This is a genomic window from Vibrio sp. CUB2 (assembly GCF_001557945.1).
GTDB classification, from domain to species: Bacteria; Pseudomonadota; Gammaproteobacteria; order Enterobacterales; family Vibrionaceae; genus Vibrio; species Vibrio owensii.
In genome coordinates, this window is the sequence record NZ_LNRB01000001.1 from 231181 (window position 1) to 256698 (window position 25518).

The 25518-nt window shown below is 46.5% G+C and carries 17 protein-coding genes; 14 read left to right on the forward strand and 3 right to left on the reverse strand.

The genetic code is table 11. The features are described 5' to 3' along the window. Positions 1-6: 6 nt before the first annotated feature. The 9 genes from ATB78_RS01085 to ATB78_RS01120 all read left to right on the forward strand — a co-directional run bounded on the left by ATB78_RS01085 (position 7) and on the right by ATB78_RS01120 (position 10452). A complete protein-coding gene (locus ATB78_RS01085; protein WP_061007569.1) occupies positions 7-3063 on the forward strand; it encodes an efflux RND transporter permease subunit in 3057 nt (1018 codons plus the stop codon). A 2-nt stretch (positions 3064-3065) separates the two neighbouring features. Further along, positions 3066-4550, forward strand: a complete 1485-nt coding sequence (locus ATB78_RS01090; protein ID WP_061007570.1) for an efflux transporter outer membrane subunit — start codon at positions 3066-3068, stop codon at positions 4548-4550. A gap of 424 nt (positions 4551-4974) precedes the next feature. Then, the gene (locus tag ATB78_RS29800) at positions 4975-5130 is read left to right on the forward strand and encodes a DUF5993 family protein (RefSeq protein ID WP_005429588.1); all 156 of its coding nucleotides are present in this window, start codon (positions 4975-4977) and stop codon (positions 5128-5130) included. 12 nt (positions 5131-5142) lie between these two features. Further along, a complete protein-coding gene (locus ATB78_RS01095; RefSeq protein WP_041056611.1) occupies positions 5143-5682 on the forward strand; it encodes a disulfide bond formation protein B in 540 nt (179 codons plus the stop codon). A 217-nt stretch (positions 5683-5899) separates the two neighbouring features. Then, positions 5900-7126, forward strand: coding sequence for a sodium/glutamate symporter (gene gltS / locus ATB78_RS01100; RefSeq protein ID WP_061007571.1), 1227 nt, complete (start codon positions 5900-5902; stop codon positions 7124-7126). 147 nt (positions 7127-7273) lie between these two features. Then, positions 7274-7528 carry a hypothetical protein gene (locus tag ATB78_RS01105; RefSeq protein ID WP_005441438.1) on the forward strand — a complete coding sequence of 85 codons (255 nt, stop codon included), beginning with the start codon at positions 7274-7276 and terminating at the stop codon, positions 7526-7528. Between the two features lie 372 nt (positions 7529-7900). Further along, positions 7901-8917: a GGDEF domain-containing protein gene (locus ATB78_RS01110; RefSeq protein WP_005441440.1), complete on the forward strand. Its 1017-nt coding sequence runs from the start codon at positions 7901-7903 to the stop codon at positions 8915-8917. 66 nt (positions 8918-8983) lie between these two features. After that, positions 8984-9799 (forward strand): helix-turn-helix transcriptional regulator, encoded by an 816-nt coding sequence (locus ATB78_RS01115; RefSeq protein WP_061007572.1) that lies wholly within the window; start codon positions 8984-8986, stop codon positions 9797-9799. Beyond that, entirely contained in the window at positions 9799-10452 is a 654-nt protein-coding gene (locus tag ATB78_RS01120; protein WP_039988263.1) for a LuxR C-terminal-related transcriptional regulator, read from the forward strand. The genes ATB78_RS01115 and ATB78_RS01120 overlap by 1 nt, the downstream gene beginning before the upstream one ends. Before the next feature lie 73 nt (positions 10453-10525). On the opposite strand, the gene ATB78_RS01125 is transcribed toward ATB78_RS01120, so the two are convergent. Next, a complete protein-coding gene (locus tag ATB78_RS01125) occupies positions 10526-12934 on the reverse strand; it encodes a glycoside hydrolase family 2 protein (RefSeq protein ID WP_061007573.1) in 2409 nt (802 codons plus the stop codon). Between the two features lie 292 nt (positions 12935-13226). Between ATB78_RS01125 and ATB78_RS01130 the strand changes: the two genes are divergently transcribed. Next, a complete protein-coding gene (locus ATB78_RS01130) occupies positions 13227-14810 on the forward strand; it encodes a BCCT family transporter (RefSeq protein ID WP_009706347.1) in 1584 nt (527 codons plus the stop codon). Positions 14811-14920: 110 nt separating this feature from the next. On the opposite strand, the gene tnaA is transcribed toward ATB78_RS01130, so the two are convergent. Further along, positions 14921-16342 carry a tryptophanase gene (tnaA, locus tag ATB78_RS01135; RefSeq protein WP_061007574.1) on the reverse strand — a complete coding sequence of 474 codons (1422 nt, stop codon included), beginning with the start codon at positions 16340-16342 and terminating at the stop codon, positions 14921-14923. Positions 16343-16995: 653 nt separating this feature from the next. Continuing rightward, entirely contained in the window at positions 16996-18597 is a 1602-nt protein-coding gene (locus ATB78_RS01140) for a long-chain fatty acid--CoA ligase (protein ID WP_061007575.1), read from the reverse strand. A 343-nt stretch (positions 18598-18940) separates the two neighbouring features. Between ATB78_RS01140 and ATB78_RS01145 the strand changes: the two genes are divergently transcribed. The 4 genes from ATB78_RS01145 to ATB78_RS01160 all read left to right on the forward strand — a co-directional run bounded on the left by ATB78_RS01145 (position 18941) and on the right by ATB78_RS01160 (position 24849). Further along, a complete protein-coding gene (locus ATB78_RS01145) occupies positions 18941-19600 on the forward strand; it encodes an HAD family hydrolase (protein ID WP_061007576.1) in 660 nt (219 codons plus the stop codon). A gap of 179 nt (positions 19601-19779) precedes the next feature. Further along, positions 19780-20436: a TetR/AcrR family transcriptional regulator gene (locus ATB78_RS01150; protein ID WP_061007577.1), complete on the forward strand. Its 657-nt coding sequence runs from the start codon at positions 19780-19782 to the stop codon at positions 20434-20436. Then, a complete protein-coding gene (locus tag ATB78_RS01155) occupies positions 20423-21751 on the forward strand; it encodes a hypothetical protein (protein ID WP_061007578.1) in 1329 nt (442 codons plus the stop codon). Before ATB78_RS01150 ends, ATB78_RS01155 begins: the two co-directional genes overlap by 14 nt. Continuing rightward, complete coding sequence (locus ATB78_RS01160; RefSeq protein ID WP_020196082.1) at positions 21748-24849, forward strand: efflux RND transporter permease subunit; 3102 nt, start codon at positions 21748-21750, stop codon at positions 24847-24849. Before ATB78_RS01155 ends, ATB78_RS01160 begins: the two co-directional genes overlap by 4 nt. The last annotated feature ends 669 nt before the right edge of the window (positions 24850-25518 follow it).

Below are 25518 nucleotides of genomic sequence, written 5' to 3' on the forward strand. Positions count from 1 at the left end.
CGAATCATGATCAATTTAGCTGAATTCGCGATAAGACAGCGCACTTTCGTGTTGTTCTTTATCGCCTTAAGTGTGGTGGCAGGGCTGTATTCTTACTTCGATTTAGGCAAGTTGGAAGACCCTAGCTTCACGGTTAAAACCGCCGTCGTTGTCACCTTGTATCCGGGCGCCTCGGCGGAAGAAGTGGAACAACAAGTCACCGATACCATTGAGACCAAGCTGCAAGAAATGGCCGAGTTGAATCGCCTGCGCTCATTGTCTCGTCCGGGGATGTCGATGGTATTTGTCGACTTGAAAGAGAGCCTCAATTCCAAAGCGCTTCCGCAGCAATGGGATTTACTGCGCCGCAAAGTCGACGACGTAAAACTGCAACTGCCGTCTACAGCGCAAATCAGCATTGTTCAGGATGAGTTCTCTGAAGTGTATGGCATGCTTTTCTCTATCCATAGCCAAGACGCCGCACCTGAAGAATTACGCCGCTACGCAGAAGAATTGCAACGCCAAATCAAAGCTGTAAAAGGCATCAAGAAGATTGAGCTACACGGCGTGCAACCGCGAGTGGTTTACATTGATATGCCTGACGAACGTCTGGCTCAATATGGCTTGTCTGTCGCGCAGGTGTGGAACCAACTCAGCACACAGAACATGACCTTTGAAGCAGGCAAGTTCGATGCTGGCACCGAGCGCATTCGCATCACTCAAACCAGTGAATTTCAATCATTAGATGATATTCGCAATTTAGTCATCAAAGGTGGCGTGAGTGAGCTAGGTACAGGCTTGATTCGCTTAGGTGACATCGCCGATGTATCCATGGGCTATCAAACACCAGCACTAACAGAAAGCCGATTTAATGGTGAGCCTGCGGTGACGCTAGCGGTCAGCCCTGTTGAAGGCATTAATGTGGTCTCGCTCGGCGACACGATTCGCGACATCATCCAAAACTACCAACAAACACTGCCGCTTGGCGTTGATATTTCTACTGTGGCTTACCAGCCTGAAGAAGTACAAAAAGCGATTGATGACTTCGTTGGTAACCTGCTCGAAAGTGTCGGCATTGTGTTTGTGGTGCTGTTGGTGTTCATGGGCTTTAAGAGCGCGACAATTGTGGGTTCGAGCTTATTGCTGACTATCCTGCTCACGCTGATCTACATGAACATTGCAGGCATTGATTTGCACCGAGTCTCGCTTGGTACCTTCATTCTTGCTTTGGGTATGTTGGTGGACAACGCCATCGTGATCACTGACATGATGATCGTAAAACTGAGCAAAGGCATCGAACGCACACATGCTGCGATTGATTCAGTTAAGGAAACCGCCGTCCCTCTGCTTGGCGCAACCGTCATTGCCATCATGGGTGCAAGTCCGGTTCTGTTCTCCAAAACTGACTCAGCCGAATTTGCGGGCTCAGTATTCTACATCGTCGCGTCTTCGCTTCTTTTGTCTTGGTTGGTCGCGATGACCTTCACCGTACTGATGTGTTGGATGTTCATCAAACCAACACCTATCGATGAAAACGCAAAGCCAAGCCGTTACAAGCAGTTGGTGTTTTGGACAGTTGATAACCCAATGAAAGCACTGACAGCATTGATTCCTCTGCTTTTGGTGACTGCTGTTGCTGTGCCTTACGTGGCGGTGAACTTTATCCCGCAATCGGATCGCCCTATCGTGTTCCTTGATTACTGGCTACCGAATGGCGCCAAGATTGAGCAAACCTCAGCTGACATGCGCAAAGTCGAGCAGTGGCTACTCAAGCAACCAGAAGTAGAAAGCATCTCTAGCTACATGGGCGCAAGTGCACCGCGCTTCTCGGTGACCGTAGAACCAGAGCCGCTTGATCCTGCATACGGGCAGATATTGATAAACACCAAGGATTACGAAAGCATCAGCCAACTTGTTGAACGTGGTGACAAATGGTTGCAGAACACATTCCCAGACGCAGAACCTCGCTTTAGAGCATTAAAACTGGCGACCTCAGACAAGTATGCGGTAGAAGCGCGCTTCTCTGGCCCTAATGAAGCGGTGTTGCACCAACTGGCGGATCAAGCAAAAGCCATTTTTGCTACTCACCCAGGTGCCAAATACGTTCGTGATGACTGGCGTCAAGAAAGCAAGGTGCTGAAACCCATCATCAATCAAGACAAGATGCGCCAAGCTGGCATCAACCGTGCGGACATCGCCTTTGCTCTGAAACGCGCTTCTGATGGCATGCCATTAGGTCAGATGAACCTAAATGACGAGTTGATTCCAATTCAGCTGCGTGGCACGTCTCAAAACATGGCGTCACTAGAAACATTGCCCGTGCGTTCGCTACTTGGCATGCACAGTGTGCCTCTAGGACAAGTGGTTGATGGCTTTGAGCTAGTACCAGAAGAGAGCATGATCTGGCGCCGCAATCGCGTCAAAACCATCACAGCACAAGCAGGTGTTGAGCGTCACTCTACGCCAGCAACGGTAAGAAATGCTGTCAAAGAGCAGATTGAAGCGATTCACCTTCCTGTGGGTTACAGCATGGAATGGGGTGGTGAGTTCTACGACGAGCACAAAGCGGTCACAGATATCTTTAAACAGCTACCAAAAGCCATGCTGATCATGGTGATCATTTTGGTCGCAATGTTTAACGGCTTTAAGCAACCAATCATCATCTTTTCGACTTTGCCATTAGCCGCGACGGGCGCCACCTTTGCGCTGCTTGGTTTTGATAAACCATTTGGTTTCATGGCGTTAATTGGTGCAGTAACACTGACGGGGATGATCATCAAAAACGGCATTGTACTGATGGATCAGATTGAACTTGAACGTGCGAATGGCCGCCCTTTATCGGATGCCATCAAAGAAGCCACCGTTAACCGTACCATGGCGATATCGATGGGTGCTTTGACAACGGCTCTTGGCATGATCCCGCTGCTTTCGGATCTCTTGTTCGACCAAATGGCAGCCACCATCATCGGCGGTTTAGCAGCGGCAACCGTATTGTCACTGTTCATCATGCCGGCACTGTATCGCTTGGCATACAAAGACAAACCACAAACGACCCAAACTGACGCTGAATTGAAGGAGGCGTAATCATGAGAAAGTTCGTTATCGCGCCACTGGTGTTGGCAATGAGTCTATCCGGTTGCGCCGTTGGACCAGACTATCAAACGCCAACCACCAGCATGGCAGACACTTATTTGTATGCCGATCAAAATGGCGTCAGCCGCCATGCTGAGAGAGAAGCGTTTTGGTGGACAGAGTTTAACGACCCAACGTTGAACGATTTGGTGCTTGATATGCAAAGCCAAAACATCCCACTTAAGGTCGCAGCAGAGCGCATCAAAATGGCAGACAGCTATAAGACCGTTGTTGAGTCATTCAAAGTGCCGACCATCAATGTTGGTGCCGGATACGTCAATTATCAGCTGAGTAAGAACGACTCGCTGCTTGGCCCTGCGCTGAACCCAATTGGTGATTCCGCCGCTGGCCTGCCACCACAAATTGCCAATACAACCTTGTTGGACAATCAGCACGATGGTGTGTTTGCCGGCGCAAGTATCGCTTGGGAAGCGGATTTGTTCGGTCGCATTGATCGTCAATCCAATGCCGCACAAATTCGTGTTGAGCAAGCAGAGATTTATCAAAGCGGGCTGACGACTTTGCTTACTGCGGATTTGATTCATAACTACTTGCAGTATCAAGGGGCAAGCGAGCGTCTCGACTTAGCTAAATCAAACCTTGAAGACCAAAGGAAAACCATGGACTTGGTCGAGAAAGTGGTTCGTAGCGGTTATGGCTCGGATCTCGATTTAGCGCAAGCCAAAGCGACGCTTGCAGCGATGGAGTCAATCATTCCTCAATTGGAAATCGCGCAGCAAGTACACAAACATCGTATCGCGGTACTGCTTGGTGAGCCTTTATCGAAAGTCGAAGTGCGACTTGCAGAGACGCAAGCTATACCAGCAATGCAAAATGTCGTGCCAATCGGATTGCCTTCAGACTTGCTGCAACGACGCCCTGATATCCGCTTAGCGGAGCGAGAAATGGCAGCCATCAATGAAGAGCTTGCGGCAAGTATTGCCAATCAATATCCGAAGTTCTTCTTAACCGGCGCTCCGGGCGTGTCTGCTTCTAGCTTTGATGATCTGTTTAGCAGTGATTCTTTCGGCTGGGTTGGTGCGGCAGGCATCAGTTGGAATGTCTTTGATGGTGGTCGTGGCGATGCTTTAGAGGGCATCAACCAAGCTCGTTTTGACGCAACAACACTGACTTACCAACACGCCGTAGATTCGGCTTTTGCTGAAGTGGATTCCACCTTATTTGCGTATGGTCGAAGCCAAGAGAATCAGCGTCGTATTGATGATGCTCTAGTTGCGACAGATAAAGCCGTGGAGAAAGCCAAATCCCTCTACCGTGCTGGGTTGATTGACCACTTGTCGGTACTGGATGCTCAGCGCCAGAAACGCATGATGCAAGACCGACAAATCGCAGCCAAATTGCAAACGGCTCAGGTCACTGTCGCACTCTACAAATCACTGGGTGGCGATTGGGCATTAGAGCAATCTCCACAAAGTTAAACCGAATGAGTTAAGTAACGATTTTGGGGAGTGGGTTAGCTTCATCTGGGACCTCGAATCTAACCCCTCCTCTTTTTTATTGTGGATATACCCAAGTGACTTCAAGATGCAGGATTCAGAGCGTTGTCATTGATTCGAGAGCAAGGAAAACAACGCAGTGTAATAGCCAGCTATTTCCAAGTTGTTTGACGCAGAAATCGACTCAATGACACGCTCCCGAAGGGCGAGTTGTCTTGGCTTGCATACTTTGTTGCCGATTCTTGATTTAGGCCCACTAGACCTTTAAATCGACGCCGCGTCTGCAAACCAAGTCATTCTCGCTGAACCAAGCATCTCGAAGTTATTTGGGTATAAAGTCGCGCATTAGCTCGCGTTTCCTATAGTTAAAAGGATTGAAATCAGAGAGTAAGGAAGGAACTCCCTCATGATGACATTAATCTTTTTGCTGTTATTGATTGCGATGCTCAGTGCATTTTTAGGAAAGAAAGCGGTGGGCTATGCCTTCTTTGCTTCCTCGGTGATCATTGGACTGTATTGGTTCAATCATCACGCCACCGACCCTCTTTCCATCTTGTTGTAAAGGGGATTGCACATGAATCGAAACTATCTGGCTTTACTCAATACCCTTGGTTTACTGGGCATGACAGCCGTTTTATTGATTGGCTTTGTTCTGCAATTTGTACTGAATGAGTTGCCTTGCCCTTTGTGTTTATTGCAGCGCATTGGCTTCATCATGATCATGTTCGGCTTCTTGTTGAACGTGGTGTATGGGCCGCAGCCTCGACATTATGGTGTGGTCCTTATCGGTGCACTCTATGGCGTCGCTACGTCACTGAGACAAGTCTCTTTGCACGTGATTCCCGGTACGCCTGGATACGGTAGCCCTATCTTCGGGATGCACTATTACACTTGGGCGTTTGTGTTGTTTGTTGCCACCATTTTCGCGGTCGCCGTTATTCTGATGCTGACCAGTAAAGAGGAATCTCCAGAACCTTACGAAATGAGCAACCTAGGTCGCATCACATGTTTGCTAGCGATTTCTGTTGTGGCACTCAATGTGATTGGGACTTTTGCCGAATGTGGTCCTTATCAATGTCCAGACAATCCGGAAAGCTACTGGCTATTTAACTAACGAGTCCTTAATCGAAGTAAGAGGAGTCATGCATAGGTACATGTGACCTTGTATTACTCCTCTTTTCTATCGGTTACGAAAATACGATTCTCAACACAATCCGACTTGGTTCAAATTCGTTGGTATGCAATTGGATGTCATACAAACATGTCAGTATGTTTAGAGATAAACGTACCGATTAATTCTCTCATCATGTTTTACCAAAGCAGGAGTGGTTATGAACTTTGTCGACGGTGTATTACAGGTCGAATCTTTTCTCGCGGTGACCCTCGGGATCATCGTGTTGTTTTTAGGCAGGCGCCTAACCCAAGCCAGCAGTTTCTTAAAGGAATTCAGTATTCCTGAACCGGTTTCCGGCGGCATCTTGGTATCGGTGTTGTTCGCCATTATCCATTACGTCACTCAAATCGATGTCCAATTTGATCTTGCTACCCGAGACTTGTTGTTGGTGTATTTCTTTACCACCATCGGCATCAACGCTAGCCTTCAAGATCTGTTCAAAGGCGGTAAGCCATTATTGATCCTGCTTTCGGTCACCATCGGTTATATGTTGATTCAAAACCTAACCGGCATTGGAATTGCGACCATGTTAGGTCAACCAGAAGCGGTGGGCTTGTTGAGCGGCACAGTGTCTCTGATTGGTGGACACGGCACTGCGATTGCGTGGTCACCTCGCATCGCTGAAATATTCGATCTTGATACCGCCATGGAAATCGGTATCGCAAGTGCAACGTTTGGCTTGATCTTAGCAAGCTTGATGGGCGGGCCGATTGCAAAATACCTGATCAACAAACACAACCTAAAGCCAGCTAAAGTGGAAGAAATGGACGTGGGTACGGCGCAGGATGAACCGCAACCGTCTATCAATGCTTATGACTTCTTAGATGCGATGTTAGCAATCCATGTTTGTATTATCTTGGGTGCGATTTTGAACGAAGGAGTAAGCAGCTTAGGACTGGAATTACCGTTGTTTGTGACCTGTTTGTTTGCCGGTATTTTGATTTCTAATCTTATTCCCGCCTCTTACCCTCGCCTTACCGGTACTCGTTGGCCAGCAAGAAAACCAGCGGTTGCGTTGATTGCGGATATGGCGTTGGGCGCGTTCTTAGCCATGTCACTGATGAGCATGCAACTATGGGCTTTGGTCGATTTGGCTGGACCTATTTTTATCATTCTTGGCGCGCAGTTCTTGGTGGCAATTTGTATCGCGATATTTGTCGTCTTTCCATTGATGGGGAAAAACTACGACGCTGCAGTGGTGTGCTCTGGGTTTGGCGGCATATCTTTGGGTTCTACCCCAACCGCTATGGCCAACATGTCTGCAGTTGCTCAGAAATACGGTAACTCGCATCAGGCTTTTATTATCGTGCCTTTGGTTTGTGCATTCTTCATCGATTTAGCCAATGCTCTCATCATTCCGTACTTCATTAATTGGATTGGATAATTAAGACGTCATCTGGTTAAAAAGAGGTCACTTCGGTGGCCTCTTGTCATATTCATGCAAATATTGCTACCACTTCCCCCCTCACTCAGTTGTATAATGTTTCTCTTGAAATATTTTGTTACGAAGTCAGTAACTCTTGAGATGAACATGAACAGCAGTAGATGGGTTGGCCTTTCCATTGGCACACTCTTTTTAATTGGCACACTTATTCTATTTGGATCGACCGTACATGCGTCTTGGTACAAGATCCCGATGGAAGCCGTGAATGGCATTGCATTCACCTTGTCTTTTGGATTAGGTTTGAATCACTTTATTGCCTACATTTCTGCGTTCGTTACGCTCGCAGCGCTGTTTTATCTTGGTTATGCAACCGGTTACCGCATCCATCAAAAACTCAAGTAGACATCTCAAACTTAAGACTGATTTCACTCACACCTCATAGCACTTAAGTATTAGTTTTTCCTCGATAAATTTGCTGTTAACCCACTTTTTATGCGGACATATTGAGATCGGGGCATTTTCCCGAAAACCGTATAGTTTTATGCAACCTCGCCTCATAGAATAGTTTATAAAAACGGCAGTAGGTATCGAGCATCTTTATGAAATGCAGTGTCGCTTGCAGACGAGAAAAACGCCCGAAAAAGCATATGCGCCTCGCATTTCCAAATTCATGCGGTGCAAACTCTTTGTTTCTCACGTTCTCTATCCACACTCAATCCATACTGAACCCTATCTCTGACTGCCCATTATTTGCTGTTCCTTTGAGACATAACTATGGACAGAACGCAGTTCACCAAAATTTTTACGCGCTACTACATGCGCTCTACAAGTTTGGGGATTCTTATTACCCTATTCGCTTGTGCAATCAGAGGGGTTAATTATGTTGTATACCTTCCTTACGTGTTATCCGCGGTTGCTTGTTTTACCTACCTTTGGGTGGGGCGAACGTTCGCATTTGAGCAAAGACATCGCTCTGTCGTCATTGCTCTGATCCTCGGCTACACCCTCACTTTTTACCTGTACTACTTCTTAGGCGGCCACTTCCTCTTTTCGTCATTAGTCACAATAAACCTTCTTTTAGCCTTAATTGAGTTCGGTGTTTTTTGGTCATTAATCACATACACCCTATCAATGGCAGTTTGCTTTAACATTGATTTGATAACCGCAGGCAACGACCTGTTTAAACTACAGGGTTTAAGTGAGTTCTCCATTCGGAGTACGTTTCTGTACTTGTTCAACCTATTTATTTACAAAGGGTTGCGCTCTATCGAGAGCTATTGGCACAGCGCATGGCAAACCCAATATGAACAAGTTGAAAAACTAGAAAGACTGCTCGAGATTGACGAGCTAACAGGGTGTTATTCCCGCTTTAAAGGCAATCAGCTGATAGAACGACAGATACAGCGTGCTCAACCGTTTACTCTGTTTTATATCGACTTGGATGGCTTTAAAGCCGTGAATGACGAATTCGGGCATGATGCCGGAGACAAGGTTTTACGCATTACCGCCCAACGTATTTTGCATCTACTAAGTGATGGCCAGTTCGCAACGAGAATTGGTGGCGATGAGTTTATTCTTTGTCTACCCGAGCTAGAACATACAAAGGATTTAGAACAGTTTCAGTCTTTGCTGCACCAAGCATGTAGTGCACCTATTTTTATCCATTTTCAAAACGTTCACATCGGTCTGAGTGTCGGTGTCGCGCGCTTCCCTTATGAAGGGAGCTGTAGTGACTCCTTAATCCAGCACGCAGACCAAATGATGTACCTCACTAAAAAATCAAGAACATAGAGTTTTGGCTCGTTCCGAGCCGCTTCGAAGCAATCAAAAAATATAATGAGTTCAGGACGTAGATATATGGTTAGCAAGTTAGAATTTTCGCATGCGGTCGCTGCAGTTCGAAAGGAGAGGGGATTAACTCAAGGTCAATTGGCGGACGACTTAGCAAGGAGTTACAGCGCTTTTGAAAGCTTAAACCAACCCACGTTAAGTCAGTGGGAAAGCGGAAAAGTCACACCGAGTTTATTAAAGCGACTCGCCTTCTCTCACTATATTGGCGAGCAGTACGAATACACTTCTAGCGAGTATAAACGGATAAAAGCCTCGCAAAGTAAAAACATCTATTTGAGCTTTAAAGACATTGTTTACGAGTATCAGGTTACCGATGTGAAAAGTTGTTCTCTCAGCCAAATCAGCGATTCAGAGTTCGAACAGATTGACGCCGTCCACAAGCAGTTAATTACCCCCGGAGGTGTAGAGGACACGCTCAACCAGTTTGGTGAATCCCCCAGCAAGGCCCGCCTCTACTATTGCAAGGGCATGCTAGTTGGACATTTGATTTACCAAGAGCTGAGGTCTGAATTTCGGATTCTCAGCTTATGGCATTTAGGGCGCTCAATTTTGAAATTCTTGGTGACTGACATCATCCAAGTTATGGGCAATGCCATCATCCATTTTCCGGTTCATGAGCCCGTAATTAAACAACTTCTATTCGACATTTTCATACGGGATTTCTACCACCACCGGCGGGTCACGTTTTTTAAAGCCCCCGCGACACACATATTCGAGAACCCCATGGTGAAGCATTGCTTTGATGGACTCTTAGACCTGGTGCTCTATCGCTTCCATCAAGTAGGAAATGAATTTATGCAGTCTCGACAGGAGGCCCACTAATGATAAATAACAACGCAACCAACAGTACCATCTTATTGTTTACCTTCAATAATATACAAGGTCGAGGCTTACAATCGGCCATCGAGCAACAGCTTGGACAGCCAGTGCTATTAGCAAAAGGGGCTGAAGTAGAATTACCTCACTATAGAGATGAGCACTACATGGCGATCGTCGACAGTTCCCTGCCCGATCTCTCGGAGGTCAAAATGACGCTCAGTGAATTGGAACATGTTGATGCGACGGTGTTGGTGAACGCTGAACCCAACTTGGGCGTGGAGAGCCTGCTCACTTGGTCAAACCTCAAAGGCTTGTTCTATTTTGAAGATGACTTCGACAAGGTAATCAGAGGCTTGAAAGGTATTCTGAGTGGGGAGAACTGGCTCTCTAGAGATATTCTCAATCGACTGCTTGGCTATCTAGTAAATCTTAACCACACGGTTACTGAGCTGGATACGAAACTCGAAATTGAACTCACTCGTCGAGAAATGCAAGTGCTGACCGCCCTGTGCCAAGGTGGCTCTAACCTTGATATTGCAGACTCATTGTTTGTCAGTGAGCACACGGTGAAATCGCACCTGTATAGCATTTTCCGCAAACTGGAAGTGAAGAACCGAATGCAAGCGGTCGCTTGGGCAAAACGTAACTTGTTCTAGCCCCGTCCAAAACAAAGGGAGCACGGAGGCCCCCTTTAATACATTTGATTTGCTTCGGCTCGCTAGAGCTTTCTTATTGCATCAAATGATAGACGCGCAGCGATTCTGCCATCGTTGCTAAATCTTCACCTAAGAATTCAACCGTGACAGGTTGGTTCGCCAGTAGCGTGATGCTTGAGTCGTCAAAGCGTCCTGCGGTATCACATTCCAAATGAACAAAGAACGCTGGTTTATCTGCGACGAGTGTGACTTTGTTGGCTTCAATCGTTACGTCAATCTTGGCGCTTTCCATTGGCAATGTTTTTAGCTCGTGAGTACTAAACCAAGTGTTGGTGATACTCTCTTGACCTACTTGCCCTTCTACGTAGAAGAAACCTGATTTCAATTCAGACGAATCAAATGCCTCATCCAACTGCCAAACGACGGTATTGCTGTCGCTAGAAACCGTGTGCTCTAGCGACCAAGTTTGCTTCACTTCACCTTGCCAGTTCACCCAATGTAATTGCGCACTCACATCAACAGGGTCTTTGGCATCATTGAGCAAATGAAGGCTCAGCTTGCCCGTGTGTTCTGAAAACACCAAATACTGCGGCGCAAAGAAGCGTTTCGCATGGTAATGCAATTGCTTCCAACGGCCACTGTACTCCAAACTAGACCAAGAACTCACTGGCCAGTTGTCGTTGAGTTGCCAATACAACATGCCGCGACATATTGGAGAGATCGCACGCCAATGATCACAAGCGGTTTTGATTGCCATCGCCTGTTGCACTTGGCTGAGGTACAACATTTGCTCAAAGCCGGAAGGGAAACGGAAATAGCGAGTAAACATCTCCGTGATGATGCTGTTACCGCGAGGGTTCTTTTGATGCTGCTCAAAGGTTGGTGAGGTGACGTTCCAGTCTTGCTCGGGTACGAACTGTTTTGCTTCAGCAAACGAAGGCCAAGATTGGAAACCAAACTCGGAACAAAAACGCGGGTTAATGTTTAGATAAGCATTAAACGATTTTCCTGAGTGCCAGACATCCCAGAAATGCATATCGCCTTTGCTGTCATCATGCCACGCATCACCAAAATCCAACTCACCGTTACAAGGCGAGCTTGGCCAAAAACGGCGTGACTCATCTTGCTGGCCAATCACCTGCTCTATCATTCGATTCAGACGATCATAATTCACCGTGTATTTGACTTTGTTGTGCTTGGATTCGTCGTACCAACCAATCGCACCAATCACTTCGTTATCACCACACCACAGTGCAATCGACGGGTGCTCTTTCAAACGTGGGATTTGGAATCGCAACTCTTGTTCCACATCTTTCAAGAAATCATCATCAGATGGATACAGTGAGCAAGCGAACATCATGTCTTGCCAAACCAACAGACCTAATTCATCACACAGGTTGTAGAACGTTTCGCTTTCATATTGGCCGCCACCCCAGACACGAATCATGTTCATATTGGCATCGACCGCGCTTTGCAAAAGTGCACGATAGCGGCTTTCACACTCACGCCCCGGCATGGCATCCACAGGAATCCAGTTTGCACCCTTCGCATTGATTGGCACGCCATTGACGACAAACTCCATCGCCGAGCCATGTTCATCAGCTTGGTTGTTTAGACTCAGCTCTCGCAAACCAATCGTGCGTGACAGTGATTGCTCACCACAAATGACTGTTATCGGATATAGATGTGCTTCGCCATAACCCGCAGGCCACCAGCGTTTTGGCTCGGAAATATGGAACTGGCAGTGATAGTGACCACTTCCTTCGGTTTGAATCGATTGGCGCTGACCATCAAATTCAATCATGATTTCATGAGGTTGAGTATCAGTTTCTACTTCAACTAATACATCAACCAGCACGCTACCGTCAGCTTGCCATTGTTGCTCTGTCGAGAATCCTTTGAGCCACACATCGTTTATGACATCAATTTGAATCGGGTCATAAATGCCAGACACCATCAAACAAATGCCCCAGTCCCACCCCGAGTGACATTGGGTTTTGCGAATCAAGTTCATGTGCGGGATCTGGTTGTTCCCCATCGCCGAAGGAATAGGAAATGGCAATTTCTTCGCACGCTCTAGCCCCTCTAAATCCACACGGGCAAATTCAACTCGAATCGTGTTAGTGCCTTGTTTTAAGTAAGGTTTGATATCAATACGTTGCTGGGCAAACATGTTGCTGCTAGTTAGTGCTTGCTCACCATTGATATAAAAGGTCGCTAAGGTGTCTACGCGGGTGAGCGTCATCCACACTTGTTTGGCAGAGAGCACAGAGCCATCGACATCAAACTCGCGTGAAATGTGCCAATCGTAAGTTTCAATCCAACGAACTTTCGCTTCATTATCAGCAAAATAGGGATTCGGGATGAGCTCTGCTTGTAACAATGCGGATACATTGTCACCGGGCAAAGTCATAGGAATATCGATATCTGGGCGCTGTGGCGAGGTAAGTTGCCACGTTCCGTTAAGTTCAAAATGAGCCATAGGGTAAGACCTTTAATTTTTATTAGAACAGGTTGGCTCAATGTAATCTTGCGGTGTCCTCACAAGAATAAGGGGAATGTCATTTCCGTATGAAATGCGGCGCACTTCACGTAAAAATTCTCTAACCAGAAATCAGTAATTTGGCTAGGAAAACGACATTTAATCCGGTTTCACGGTTATATTGAGCATCTCAACGTGCTAGTATCAGCGGCTTTTTGATCATCCTCACACTTTTCGAGCCATTTGTGTGAGGGAAATGCACGGCTTCCGAGCCCTAAAAAGCGAAGTAATTATGTCAAATATGACGAACGCCGCCTCTCATGCTCCTATTCAGGAGGCAGACTATTCTGCGATTCATCCTCCTTCCCTACTTAAGCGTCTTGAACTCACCAACCCAGTATTCTGGCTAAGTGGTAGCTTCCTCACCGTGTTTGTATTGCTTGCTCTGACGAATACAGACTCTCTGACCGCAATGGTTAACGCAGGCTTCGGGTTTGCGACTCAATACTTCGGTGCCTTCTGGCAAGTATTACTCCTACTAAATTTCCTTATTGGTTTGGCTATCGCGCTAGGTCGTACGGGTTACGTGCGCTTGGGTGGTTTAGCGAGACCAGATATCGATACCTTCAAATGGTTGTCGATCGTACTTTGTACCCTACTCGCGGGCGGAGGTGTTTTCTGGGCCGCAGCTGAGCCTATCGCGCACTTTGTTTCTGCGCCGCCTCTTTACGGTGAAGCATCACCAAAAGCATCTGCAATTAATGCACTTTCTCAGTCTTTCATGCACTGGGGCTTCCTTGCTTGGGCAATCTTAGGTTGTCTTTCTTCTGTGGTGTTGATGCACCTTCATTACGACAAAGGCTTACCACTAAAACCGCGTACTCTGCTTTACCCAGTGTTTGGCGACAAAGCGATCAACGGTTGGATTGGTGACGTGGCTGACGCCTGCAGCATTATCGCCGTAGCCGCTGGTACTATTGGTCCAATTGGTTTCTTAGGCCTGCAGATCAGTTACGCGTTGAACTCGCTATTCGGTTTGCCAGATACCTTCATCACTCAAAGCATGGTGATTGTAGCTGCAATTCTAATGTACACCTTGTCAGCGCTAAGCGGCGTGAGCAAAGGCATCCAGCTTGTGAGCCGTTACAACATCATTTTGTCTGTGGCTCTAATTGGTTACATTCTGTTCTTCGGCCCAACCAGCTTTATTGTCGATGGTTATGTGCAGGGCATTGGCCGTATGGTGGATAACTTCTTCCCGATGGCGCTTTACCGTGGCGACACAGAATGGCTAAGTTGGTGGACAGTATTCTTCTGGGGCTGGTTTATTGGTTATGGTCCGATGATGGCAATCTTCATCGCGCGTATCTCACGCGGCCGTACTATTCGTCAGTTGATCCTGTCTATCAGCATCGCTGCGCCTTTAATCACCTGCTTCTGGTTCAGTATTGTTGGCGGCAGTGGTCTGGCATTCGAGCTAGAAAACCCAGGTTTGATTTCATCCGCATTTGAAGGCTTTAACCTACCAGCGGTTCTGCTTGCCATTACCTCTGAACTGCCATTCCCAATGGTGATTTCGGTATTGTTCTTGATACTGACCACGACGTTTATCGTGACCACAGGTGACTCAATGACTTACACCATCAGTGTGGTCATGACAGGTTCAGCAGAGCCAAACGCCGTGATTCGCTCGTTCTGGGGCTTAATGATGGGTGTGGTGGCTATCGCACTTATTTCGATGGGCTCTGGCGGCATCTCTGCTTTGCAATCTTTCATCGTGATCACGGCCGTGCCCGTGTCTTTCATTTTGCTACCAAGCATTTGGAAAGCACCAAGCATCGCCAGCCACATGGCAAAAGAGCAAGGTTTGGTTTAATCACTTGGTTTAATCAAACAAGCCTTACGACAAACATAAAACAAGCGCCGATTTAAGGCGCTTGTTTCTTATTGAGCCATTGTAATAACAGCTTCAGTACCCAAGGTATGTTACGACCCGATCTCTTTGAGTCGAGCAGTAAAGTGACGCAGGACTGGCGGTTCGTAAGTGAACTCCAAACCTTTGACATTATGTACATTCTCTTTCACTTTTTGGAATGCTTCGATAACGTAATCCATGTGCGTTTGAGTATAAGTCGCCCTTGGCAAAGTCAGACGTAAAAACTCCGCAGGACAAGGCAGTTGCTTGCCTGTTTCAGGGTCTCGTCCGAGTAACAGTGAGCCAATCTCCGGCGCTCGAATACCAGCAACTTTATACAACTCACACGCCAGAGCATGAGCAGGAAATTGATCACCCGGAATATGCGGTAGAAGTTTCCCGGCATCAACAAACGCAGCGTGACCACCGGCTTGCTGGCAGACAATACCTATCGCCTCTAGCCCTGAGACCAAGTATTGAATCTGAGCGATACGGTACTCCAACCATTCCTGTCGCATCCCGTCATAAAGACCAACCGCAAGACGCTCCATCGCGCCTCCCTCTAAACCGCCGTAAGTAGGAAAGCCTTCTTGCACAACACACAGAGTTCGACATTCGTTGTAGACATCGATAAAGCTGTCATCCTTGAAACACAACAATCCGCCCATCTGAACCATTGCATCTTTCTTTGCGGACATGGCTAATGCATCGGCATATTTGTAGCTCTCGAATGTGATCTCTTCAATCGTCCAATCTTGGTAGCCCGGCTCTCGTTGTTGAATAAAGTAAGCATTTTCCGCATATCGAGCTGAGTCCATGATGACAGGAATATCGTATTTCTGACCAATGGCATACACCGCTTTTAAGTTCGCGATAGAAACAGGTTGGCCACCGGCAGAGTTGCACGTAATGGTACTGACGATATAAGGAACGTTTTTCGGGTCGGCATCAAGAATCGCTTGCTCAAGCTTATCGATATCAAAATTGCCTTTGAAATCAGCATTGACTGACGTATCAAACGCTTCTTCCGTATAGACATTTTTAGCCACACAGCAATTGATTTGCGTATGCCCCTGAGTGGTGTCAAAGAAGTGATTCGACAATGCGACCATTTTGGTTCGGTCGAGCCCTTTCTCTTTTTCACGTTTGGCGATCAAGACCGGAATATAAATCTGTTCTGCACCACGGCCTTGGTGAGTAGGAATCGTCAGCTCGTAACCAAAAATGTCTTTCACTGCATTAGCCAGCGCATGATAACTACGGCTGCCGCTGTATGCCTCATCGCCTCGAAACATGGCGGCCTGCATATCTTGAGTGATCGACCCAGTGCCACTGTCTGTGAGCAAATCAATAAACACATCATCGCTTTCAAGCAGAAATGGATTCATTCCTGACTCTAAAATGGCTTGTTCACGATACGCTCTTGTTGTTCTTTTTACGGGTTCAACGACTCGAATACGAAACGGTTCTGGCAAATGTTTAAAGTTTTCCATCAAAAATACCTTACTTCCAGATAGCCGCACACGCCTCTTCCATAAACGAAAAGTACAAATGTGCGCACTAATTTAATAGCAAATAATTGTTCTAAAGAGAGATAACTTTTGAACAGCAAACTCAGCGAAGGGCTCGCTTAGTCAGCGCTACAACGACCGTATTACATAGCCAACGATCAGTTAAAACGGACTCTGCTGTTAAAGTCGGATTGCATTAAGAAAGGTAGATTTTAGAAAGATAGGCACGTTGCGGATCACGCGTGTACCAAGCAATAGAGCTTGAGCACTGCTTGTGTCGCATTAATAAAGGCATACGCATCTTACATCCTTTTCAAGCAGTCAATAAATGAAAACACATGAGTTGTGTTTCCCCCAAAACCAAGCTTAATCACGAATTAGCATTGGTTGATTTTTAGTCTATTTCGTCGTTATTACTAACACTAAACTTTAACCACCACAATCGCTGCGCGCTCGTACCGTCAAGGATATGAGAATAGAATCACAAAAAAATAGCCTAGTTATGCAATGGCTCTCAGTCACATTTACGCAGAAAAAATAGCGAAATTTGAATCGCTTGCTCAGAAAAAAACAGCCCCGACACATAACCTGTATCGGGGCTGTTTTTATGAGTTGGATTCGAAAAGCTTCACTGCTTACAGGTGAAGTTTACGCAGCTCTTTCTTATCCACTTTACCGACGCTGGTCTTGGCGATCTCGTCCACCAGCTTCACTTTGAGTAGTAACGCTTCTCTGGCAAGAATGCCTTTGCTGATAAAATCTTTAGCAAAACCTAACAGCTCTTTCTCAGTCATCTCTGCATCGTCTTTTAACGTCACCAACGCTAGCGGCACCTCGCCCCATTTGTTGTGTGGCATGCCAATTACAGCGACTTCCGACACGGCCTGATGCTGGTGCAGAATGTCTTCCAGCTCCAAAGAACTTACCCACTCACCAGAAATCTTAATCATGTCTTTTACGCGGTCAGTGATCTTGATAAAGCCTTCATTATCGATATGCGCGACATCGCCAGTGTGTAGATAACCACCACGCCACAAGGCTTTAGAGTTCTTGTTGTCTTTGTAGTAGCTTGGCGTTAACCACGGCGCACGCACTACCATCTCACCCGCACTCTCACCATCGTGTGGGAGTCTGTTCATCTCATCATCGACAATATGAGCTTCCACCAGCGCGACTTTCTTACCTGTCTTCGAGCGGTATTCTGCTTGCTGATCTAGGTCGAGTTCAAGCTGTTCTGGAGTCAGTTGAACAATAGACAAAATTGGTCCTGTTTCACTCATGCCGTAACCCGCAAACACATCGATATCGCGCTCAAGGGCTGATTTACACAACGCTTTTGGCAGCGCTGCACCGCCAATGACGACTTTCCAACCAGAGAAATCAATCGACTTGGACTTTGGTGAGCTCAATAACAGATGCAGGATGGTTGGCACACAATGTGAGAACGTCACCTTCTCTTGTTCAATCAAGTTAAGCAGAACATCTGGGACATACTTGCCTGGGTAGACTTGTTTCACGCCAAGCATGGTCGCCATGTACGGAAGCCCCCATGCGTGGACGTGGAACATTGGCGTAATCGGCATGTAGATATCACCTTGATGCAATCGGCCTTGCGACGCATTGGTGCCGATGGTGCTCAATATGCCCATGGTGTGCAGAACCAGTTGGCGGTGAGTAAAGAACACCCCTTTAGGGAAGCCCGTCGTACCCGTGGTGTAGAAAGTGGTCGCGATGGTGTTCTCATCGAAATCAGGGAAGTTGTATTCGGTGCTTTCTTGCTCCAGAAGGTGCTCGTATTCACATTCATCGTTATCGCGTAAAACCACGTAACGCGTCACCGTATCAATACGACCTTTGATCTGTTCCAGAATTGGCAGAAACTCTTCATTGATCAGGATAATGTCATCTTCCGCATGGTCGATGGTGTAAAGGATCTGTTCTGGAGACAAGCGCACGTTGATCATGTGCAGCTTTGCACCAATCATCGGGATGGCAAAGTAGCATTCAAGATAACGGTGTGAGTCATAATCCATTACCGCTACCGTATCACCTTTCTTCACGCCCATTTTGGTTAGTGCGTTTGCAAACTGTCTCACTCGGTCATGAAACGTTTTGTAGCTGTGACGACGGTGGTTCGCGTAGACGATTTCTTGCTCGGGGTTGAAAGCAACTGGGGAAAACAGCAAGTTTTTAATTAACAACTGATAATTGGATGGATCATTTACATACTGGTTCATATCGGGGATTCTTTTTGTATTTTTCTTAACGTTCGCTTTGCGCGAGTGGCGCTATTATCACTCAAAGACAAGACTGTATTCAGTACACAATATTGAGATCAGGTTCGAAAGACGCCATATATCTATAGTACGCAGTTTCTAAAGTACCCCTGTATTGTAGCCTTCTATCACCAAGTCAGAAATGCTTCATCCCACGACTTAATCATTAAGTTTTGTCATGGTCAGAAAAAGTGCAACGAAACCGTCACAGTTTGTCGTTAGCATACGTCCCACACTCGTAAACCTCGCTCTATACTGACCGACACGTTACATCGACCTCAATCCAAACTGTGAGAAGCCAACTATGTCCAAGCCTTTGTATGTTTTTGATCTGGATGAAACCTTAATCAACGCTGACTGCGCAATGATTTGGAATGAATTTATGGTCGAGAAAGGCATCGCCACTGCGTCTAACTTTATTGAGGAAGATAAGCGTCTAATGGGCTTGTACGCAGAAGGCAAACTGGACATGGAAGATTACCTAACGTTCTCCATGAAGCCGCTAGAAAACATGCCTATTGAACAGGTAAACGCCTTAGTGGAAGAGTGCGTTGAAAACCATATTCTGGCTAAACAATTCCCTCAAGCCAAAACACTGATTAAACAACTGTCTCGTGATGAGATTGATATGATCATCATCTCTGCCAGCGTCACTTTTTTGGTTGAGGCAGTTGGTCGACGCATCGGCATCCCTAACGCTCTCGGCATTGATTTAGTCGAGCAAGGCAACTGCTACACCGCGGAAATAGAAGGCATCCCGAGTTATCGCGAAGGCAAAGTTATACGCTTAAAACAGTGGCTAGAGGCTCAACCTGAGACCTATTCAGACATCCATTTCTATACGGATTCGATCAACGACTTACCACTGTGTGAATACGCTGATTACGCCTATCTGGTCAATCCATGCCCTCGCCTAAAAGAGCACACCAATAGACCAAATTGGACTGTGTTGAGTTGGGGGTAAATCGGCTCAACATCACTTATCCTCTTCACGAGATATAAAAGAGCAGACCTTACTGCTCTTTTTTGTGCCTCTCCCTCACAAATTAATCACTTGATTAAATACTGATTAATTTTTCGCATGTCGCATGAGAAATCAGCGTCTTATAATTAATCAAATGTTTAATATTTTGAGAGACGATTGTGACGGAAGCTCATCGAAGGGCGGGAAGACCCACAGATAAAATCGACGCACGGGAGAAGCTGATTTTCCATGCGCGAGAACTCTTCACCATTATGGCTTACGACAAAGTGTCTACTCGCTTAGTCGCGCAGAAAGCAGGCGTCAACGTGGCGATGATTCGCTACTACTTTGGCAACAAAGAGGGCTTGTTCGAGACCATGTTGCGCGAAACCCTGTCGCCGATGCAAAAGCAGATGCAGGCATTGATATCCGACAGTAACGAGAAAAACTTCCTCGACTTAATGCGTACCTACTACCGCGAGATGATCAAAGCGCCACAGTTCCCGCGTTTGATTGCCCAAGTCATGCATATGCCTCCTTCAGAGACCCAGCGCAAGCTGCTCGAAAAAGTTATCGCTGATATCAGCAAGCCAATGCAAGGCGTGATCTTTGATAAGTTGATCGACAGTGGCGTTTTACGAAAAGACGCCGACCCTCAACTTTGTCGCGTCTCTTACATCAGCTTAATGGTGTTTCCTTTTATGGCACCACCTTCGTTGCTCGCCCTTCATGGTATCGAGCTCTCAGAAGCCTTCTTGAACCGATTATTCGAACACAACATACAACTGATGAAACATGGATTTTTAGACTCGGGCGACCAATATGAAACTGAATAAAAAGCTGCTGTTCTTTCCTGCCCTTGCTGTTGGGGTCGTCATTCTATTTTTGGCGATTAGCCTCAAGCCAGATTTGCCCGTCAAACCAGCCGGTGATCGTGCAAGGTTGGTCGAGACAATTCCTCTTGAGCTGAAAGCAATTGCACCTGTTGCTATTGGCTTTGGTAAAATCGCTCCGAAAGTTGAATGGAAAGCGATAGCCGAAGTGACCGGCAAAGTGGTTTACCGTCATCCGCAACTGGAAAAAGGACAAGTGTTGCAAGCAGGAACGGAAATCTTGCGCATCGACCCACTCGATTACGAGTTGAAACTGGTTCAAGCCCAAGCCGATCTCAAATCTGCTCAAACCTCTCTGGCTAAGCTGAATCAAGAAGAAGCGAATCTTAAAAGCACACTCAAGATAGAAGCCAACCGTCTGGTTATCGCCAACAAAGAGTTAGACCGTAAACAAAACCTGCGTAAGAAAGGTCTAACGTCTCAATCAGACGTAGATCAGCAAGAGCAAAGCGCGCTCTCTCAACGTAAGTTGGTGTTGGATATCGAAAACCAAATTGGTTTGATGCCGGATGAAAAACGTGTCGCGGAAGCCCTAGTTAAGGTCAATGCATCAAAGGTGGACGAAGCGAAACGTTCACTTGATAAAACCATTATCACCCTTCCTTACGATTTGCGCATTGCAGAAGTCGAAATTGAGCAAAACCAAGTGGTTAATCTACAACAGACCATGGTGACCGGACATGGTATTGATGTCATGGAAGTGGAAGCTCAACTGTCCATTCATGACATGCAAACTTTGGCAGCGAGCATCGGTGAGTTTGTTCGTGATGAATCTGGTATTCCACAACCTGATATGAACGCGATTCATGCCAACATTGAACTCAGCAGCGGTAACCTCTCTGCAAGCTGGCCAGCAAAAGTTGCACGCATCAGTGAAACGGTTGATCCAAGCCAAGCGACTGCGGGTGTGATTCTGGAAATTGAACAAGACTACCGTGCATTAAACCCAACTTCTGCTCCGCCATTGGTGAACGGCATGTTTGTGCGTGCCTTGATAGAAGGGCAAGAGAACCCGAGTTGGGTTATTCCAGAGCGTGCGCTTCATGGCGATAAGATTTACCTGATGGGCGAAGACAATCGTCTTAGAGTCGTGACGGTTGAAGTGTTATATCGCCGCAATAACCAAGTGGTGATCGATGGCGAATTGGAACAAGGTCAGAAGCTGATCATCAACGATCTGCTGCCTGCGATTAACGGCATGCTATTGAAAGAGTCACCTGAACAGTCAGAGGCAGCTATTGAGGAGTCTGATTCATGATCCGATTCTTCGCCAAGCACCCAACAGCAGCCAACTTGCTGATGCTAACGCTGCTGATATTGGGGATATCTTCACTTTCCACGATTAAGCGGGAAACCTTTCCTGAGTTTGACCCGCCATACATCCTAGCTGGTGTAGTCTACCCAGGTGCTTCCCCGCAAGAAGTCGAAGAGAGTATCTGTGTCCGAATGGAAGATGCTGTTGATGGTCTTGCTAACATTGAAGAAACGCAATGTGAAGCGATTGAAGGCTCTGCGCGTCTTATCTTAAAACTGAATGAAGAAGCCGACATCGGCCGCATGTTGGTTGATGTTCAAACTCAGATCAATTCGATAAACGACTTCCCACAAGAAATTGAGTCTCCTGTGGTCCAAGAGCTAGATTGGAATGAGCCAGTTGTGGATGTCGCGATCACTGCAGACACCACATGGCCAGAGCTAAAAGCCTATGCAGAACAACTTAAACGCACATTAAAGCTCGATTATGATGTGTCTTTGGTTGAAGTTGCAGGCTTCTCTGACCACCAATACCGAGTAGAGCTAGACACTCAAGCTATTCGACAACTTGGCTTAAGTGTTGGCGATATTGCTGAGCAGATTGGTCGTCAGAACGTCAAGTTGCCAAGTGGTAATGTCGAGACGCCAGATAAGAACTTTCTGATCCGCTTTGATGAACGACGTGTGACGCCAGAAGAGCTTGAGACTATTGTCGTGGGCTCTGGTCCAAATGGATCAATCATCCGTCTAAGAGACATTGCGACGATTACCGACCGATTTGAATTGGACGAACAGAAAGTCCTCTTTGATGGTCACCCTTCTGCCCTACTAAAAGTCAGCAAAAACAAAGAAGACGATGCACTGCGCATTAAAGAACGTGTTGCTCAATTTGTCGAAGAACAACAAGCCATCGCGCCAGACGGTGTGATGCTACAAATGACCAATGACCTTTCATCCGTGCTTTGGGATCGCCTGACCATGATGGTCAAAAACGGTTGGCAGGGTATCATTCTGGTTTTCGCCACCATGTGGTTGTTCTTTAGTTTTCGCTACTCTTTTTGGGTCGCAGCTGGTTTGCCCGTAGCCTTCTTAGGTGGCTTATTTTTGATGGCGCAACTTGGCCTGTCCATCAACATCATGTCTTTGGTCGGGTTACTCATGGCCATCGGTATCATGATGGATGATGCCATCGTTATTGCCGAATCGATTGCCGCTCACCTCGACCGAGGAGAAGAGATCGATGATGCCGTTATCAAAGGAGTGAAAAAGGTACTGCCAGGGGTAATTTCTTCCTTCCTAACCACGGTGTGTATTTTCGGTAGCTTGTTATTCCTGCAAGGTGAAATGGGTGCAGTACTTAAAGCGGTGCCTCAAGTTCTGATCCTCGTTTTGAGTTTGAGTTTGGTGGAAGCCTTCTTGATTCTACCTAACCACCTTTCTCACTCACTACACAAACAAAAGCAAGAGCGAAAAACACCGAAGTTCAAACAAAAGCTGCTCGCTTCTTTTGAAAACTTTCGCAACACCACCTTGGTCAACGCAGTGGATAAAGTGGTCGAGTATCGCTATGCCTTTATGGGTGGTGTGGTTGCCTTGCTTCTTATCTCCGCAGCCACGTTAGTCGGTGGTTTGCTCAAGTTTCAACCCTTCCCTGAATTGGATGGCGACATTGCAGAAGCGCGCATTATTCTTCCACCAGGTTCTTCTCTGTCTCAAACGGAAGCTGTCGTCGATAAGATCGTCGCTTCCGCTCAAAAGCTAGATAAAGAATGGACAGAAAAAGTGGAAGACGGCAATCCATTGGTTCTGCACATCACCAGTCAATTCAACGCTAACGCCGACGCGAATGAATCTGGCCCTCACATTGCCACGGTACGTCTGGATTTGCTGGGCGCAGAGAGTCGTAACACTCTCATCGATGAATTTATCGATGCATGGCGCGAAGACATTGGTGAACTTGCCGATCCTATCTCACTGGTATTCAAACAACCGACCATGGGGCCGGGCGGACGAGCAATTGAAATTCGAGCGAAGCATGATGATCTGGATGCGCTCAAAGCGGCTTCTATCGACATTCAGCAATACTTGAATGAGTTTGACGGTGTCCATGGCGTATTAGATGACATGCGCATGGGTAAAGAAGAAGTCTTGGTTAAACTGCGTCCGGGGGCAGAAGCTTATGGGATTAACGGCCAACTCATCGCCAATCAATTGCGTGCGGCTTTCTTTGGCCAAACTGCAGACGAGATCCAAGTTGGGGTAGAAAACATTTCCATCGAAGTTCGCCTTGATAAAGCACAAGCTGGTGACTTACAGCAATTGGCAAACTTCCCAATTATCTTGTCCGATGGAAGTCAAATTCCGCTCGCGACCATTGCTACTTTGGATTTCCAACGTAATTACGTAAGAATCCAGCGCATTGATGGCTTGCGCACCGTGAGCGTATTCGGCGATATCGACAATACGAAAGCCAACTCAACCGCCATTATTCGTCAGTTCCAACAGGATGAAGCGCCAAAGCTTATGCAAAAGTATCCTGGTCTTCGCTTTGATTTTGAAGGCGAAGCCAAAGATACCGCAGAAACTGGCGCATCAATGGGTAAAGGCTTCTTGCTTGGTTTGTTTGGCGTGTTTGCGATTCTGAGTTACCAATTCCGCAGTTATTTGGAACCATTCGTCGTCATGCTCGCGATTCCACTCGCCTTTATTGGCGTGGTATGGGGACACATCCTACTCGGTCACTCATTAAGTATGCCAAGTATGATGGGCTTCGTCTCATTAGCAGGGATTGTGGTGAATGACTCGATTCTGTTAGTTCAGTACATACGCCATCATGTCGATGAAGGGGATAATGTGCACGACTCGGTCGTCAAAGCCAGTCGGGAACGCTTTAGAGCAGTATTCCTGACATCAATGACCACTGCAGCAGGTTTGCTTCCGTTACTGACTGAAACCAGTTTGCAAGCACAGGTTATCCAACCACTGGTTATCTCCATCGTGTTTGGTATTTTCGCATCCACTCTGCTGGTGTTATTTATGATCCCTGCCGCGTATGCCATTTTAGCTGACTTCGGCCTAGTTCATAAACACGAAGAAATCTAAAACGACTGATAAGTAAACTTATCAAAGTGAACAAGAGCGGCTTAGGTCGCTCTTTTTGTTTTCAGTGAAAAGCGTTAAAAACAACACAAACACTTAACAAATACAGGGTTATTATGTGGCATTAAGTGCAAATATGAACAATTGAGAATGCGGTATGTCGAGTTTTATATAACCAACCCCAATGATCACCGTAGGACTTATGATAAGTTTTATTATCAAAAACGACATTTAGCACAGTATAAATACACACAGACAACACATTCACAATTTGAACTAACGATAATGAAATCATTGATTGAAGAATTAACATTTTAACAATGATTACAACAATGTTAACTTTAGCCTCGTTGGTCGCACTGGTGGTAAGCCTCTCACCAAGCCTATTGTCAGTATGATATGGACGTTCGACCATCTCCAAAATGAATAGACACCCAATTTGGTGCCCTTTTTTCGCCCGTGAAGGTATTCTTCGCGGGCTTTTTTCTATCTGCCGTATTTCTCCTACTCAATTCCCAGTTTTAGCGTCCCCTCCTTAATCAACAGGCATAAAAAAGCCAACCCATTAATAGGTTGGCAAATAGAGCAACAAGGTTGACGCTGACTGCTCACTAACGTCGTGCTTGTATCGGATGCACTCTGGTTAATCACTCGTCCTTGTGACTAACACGG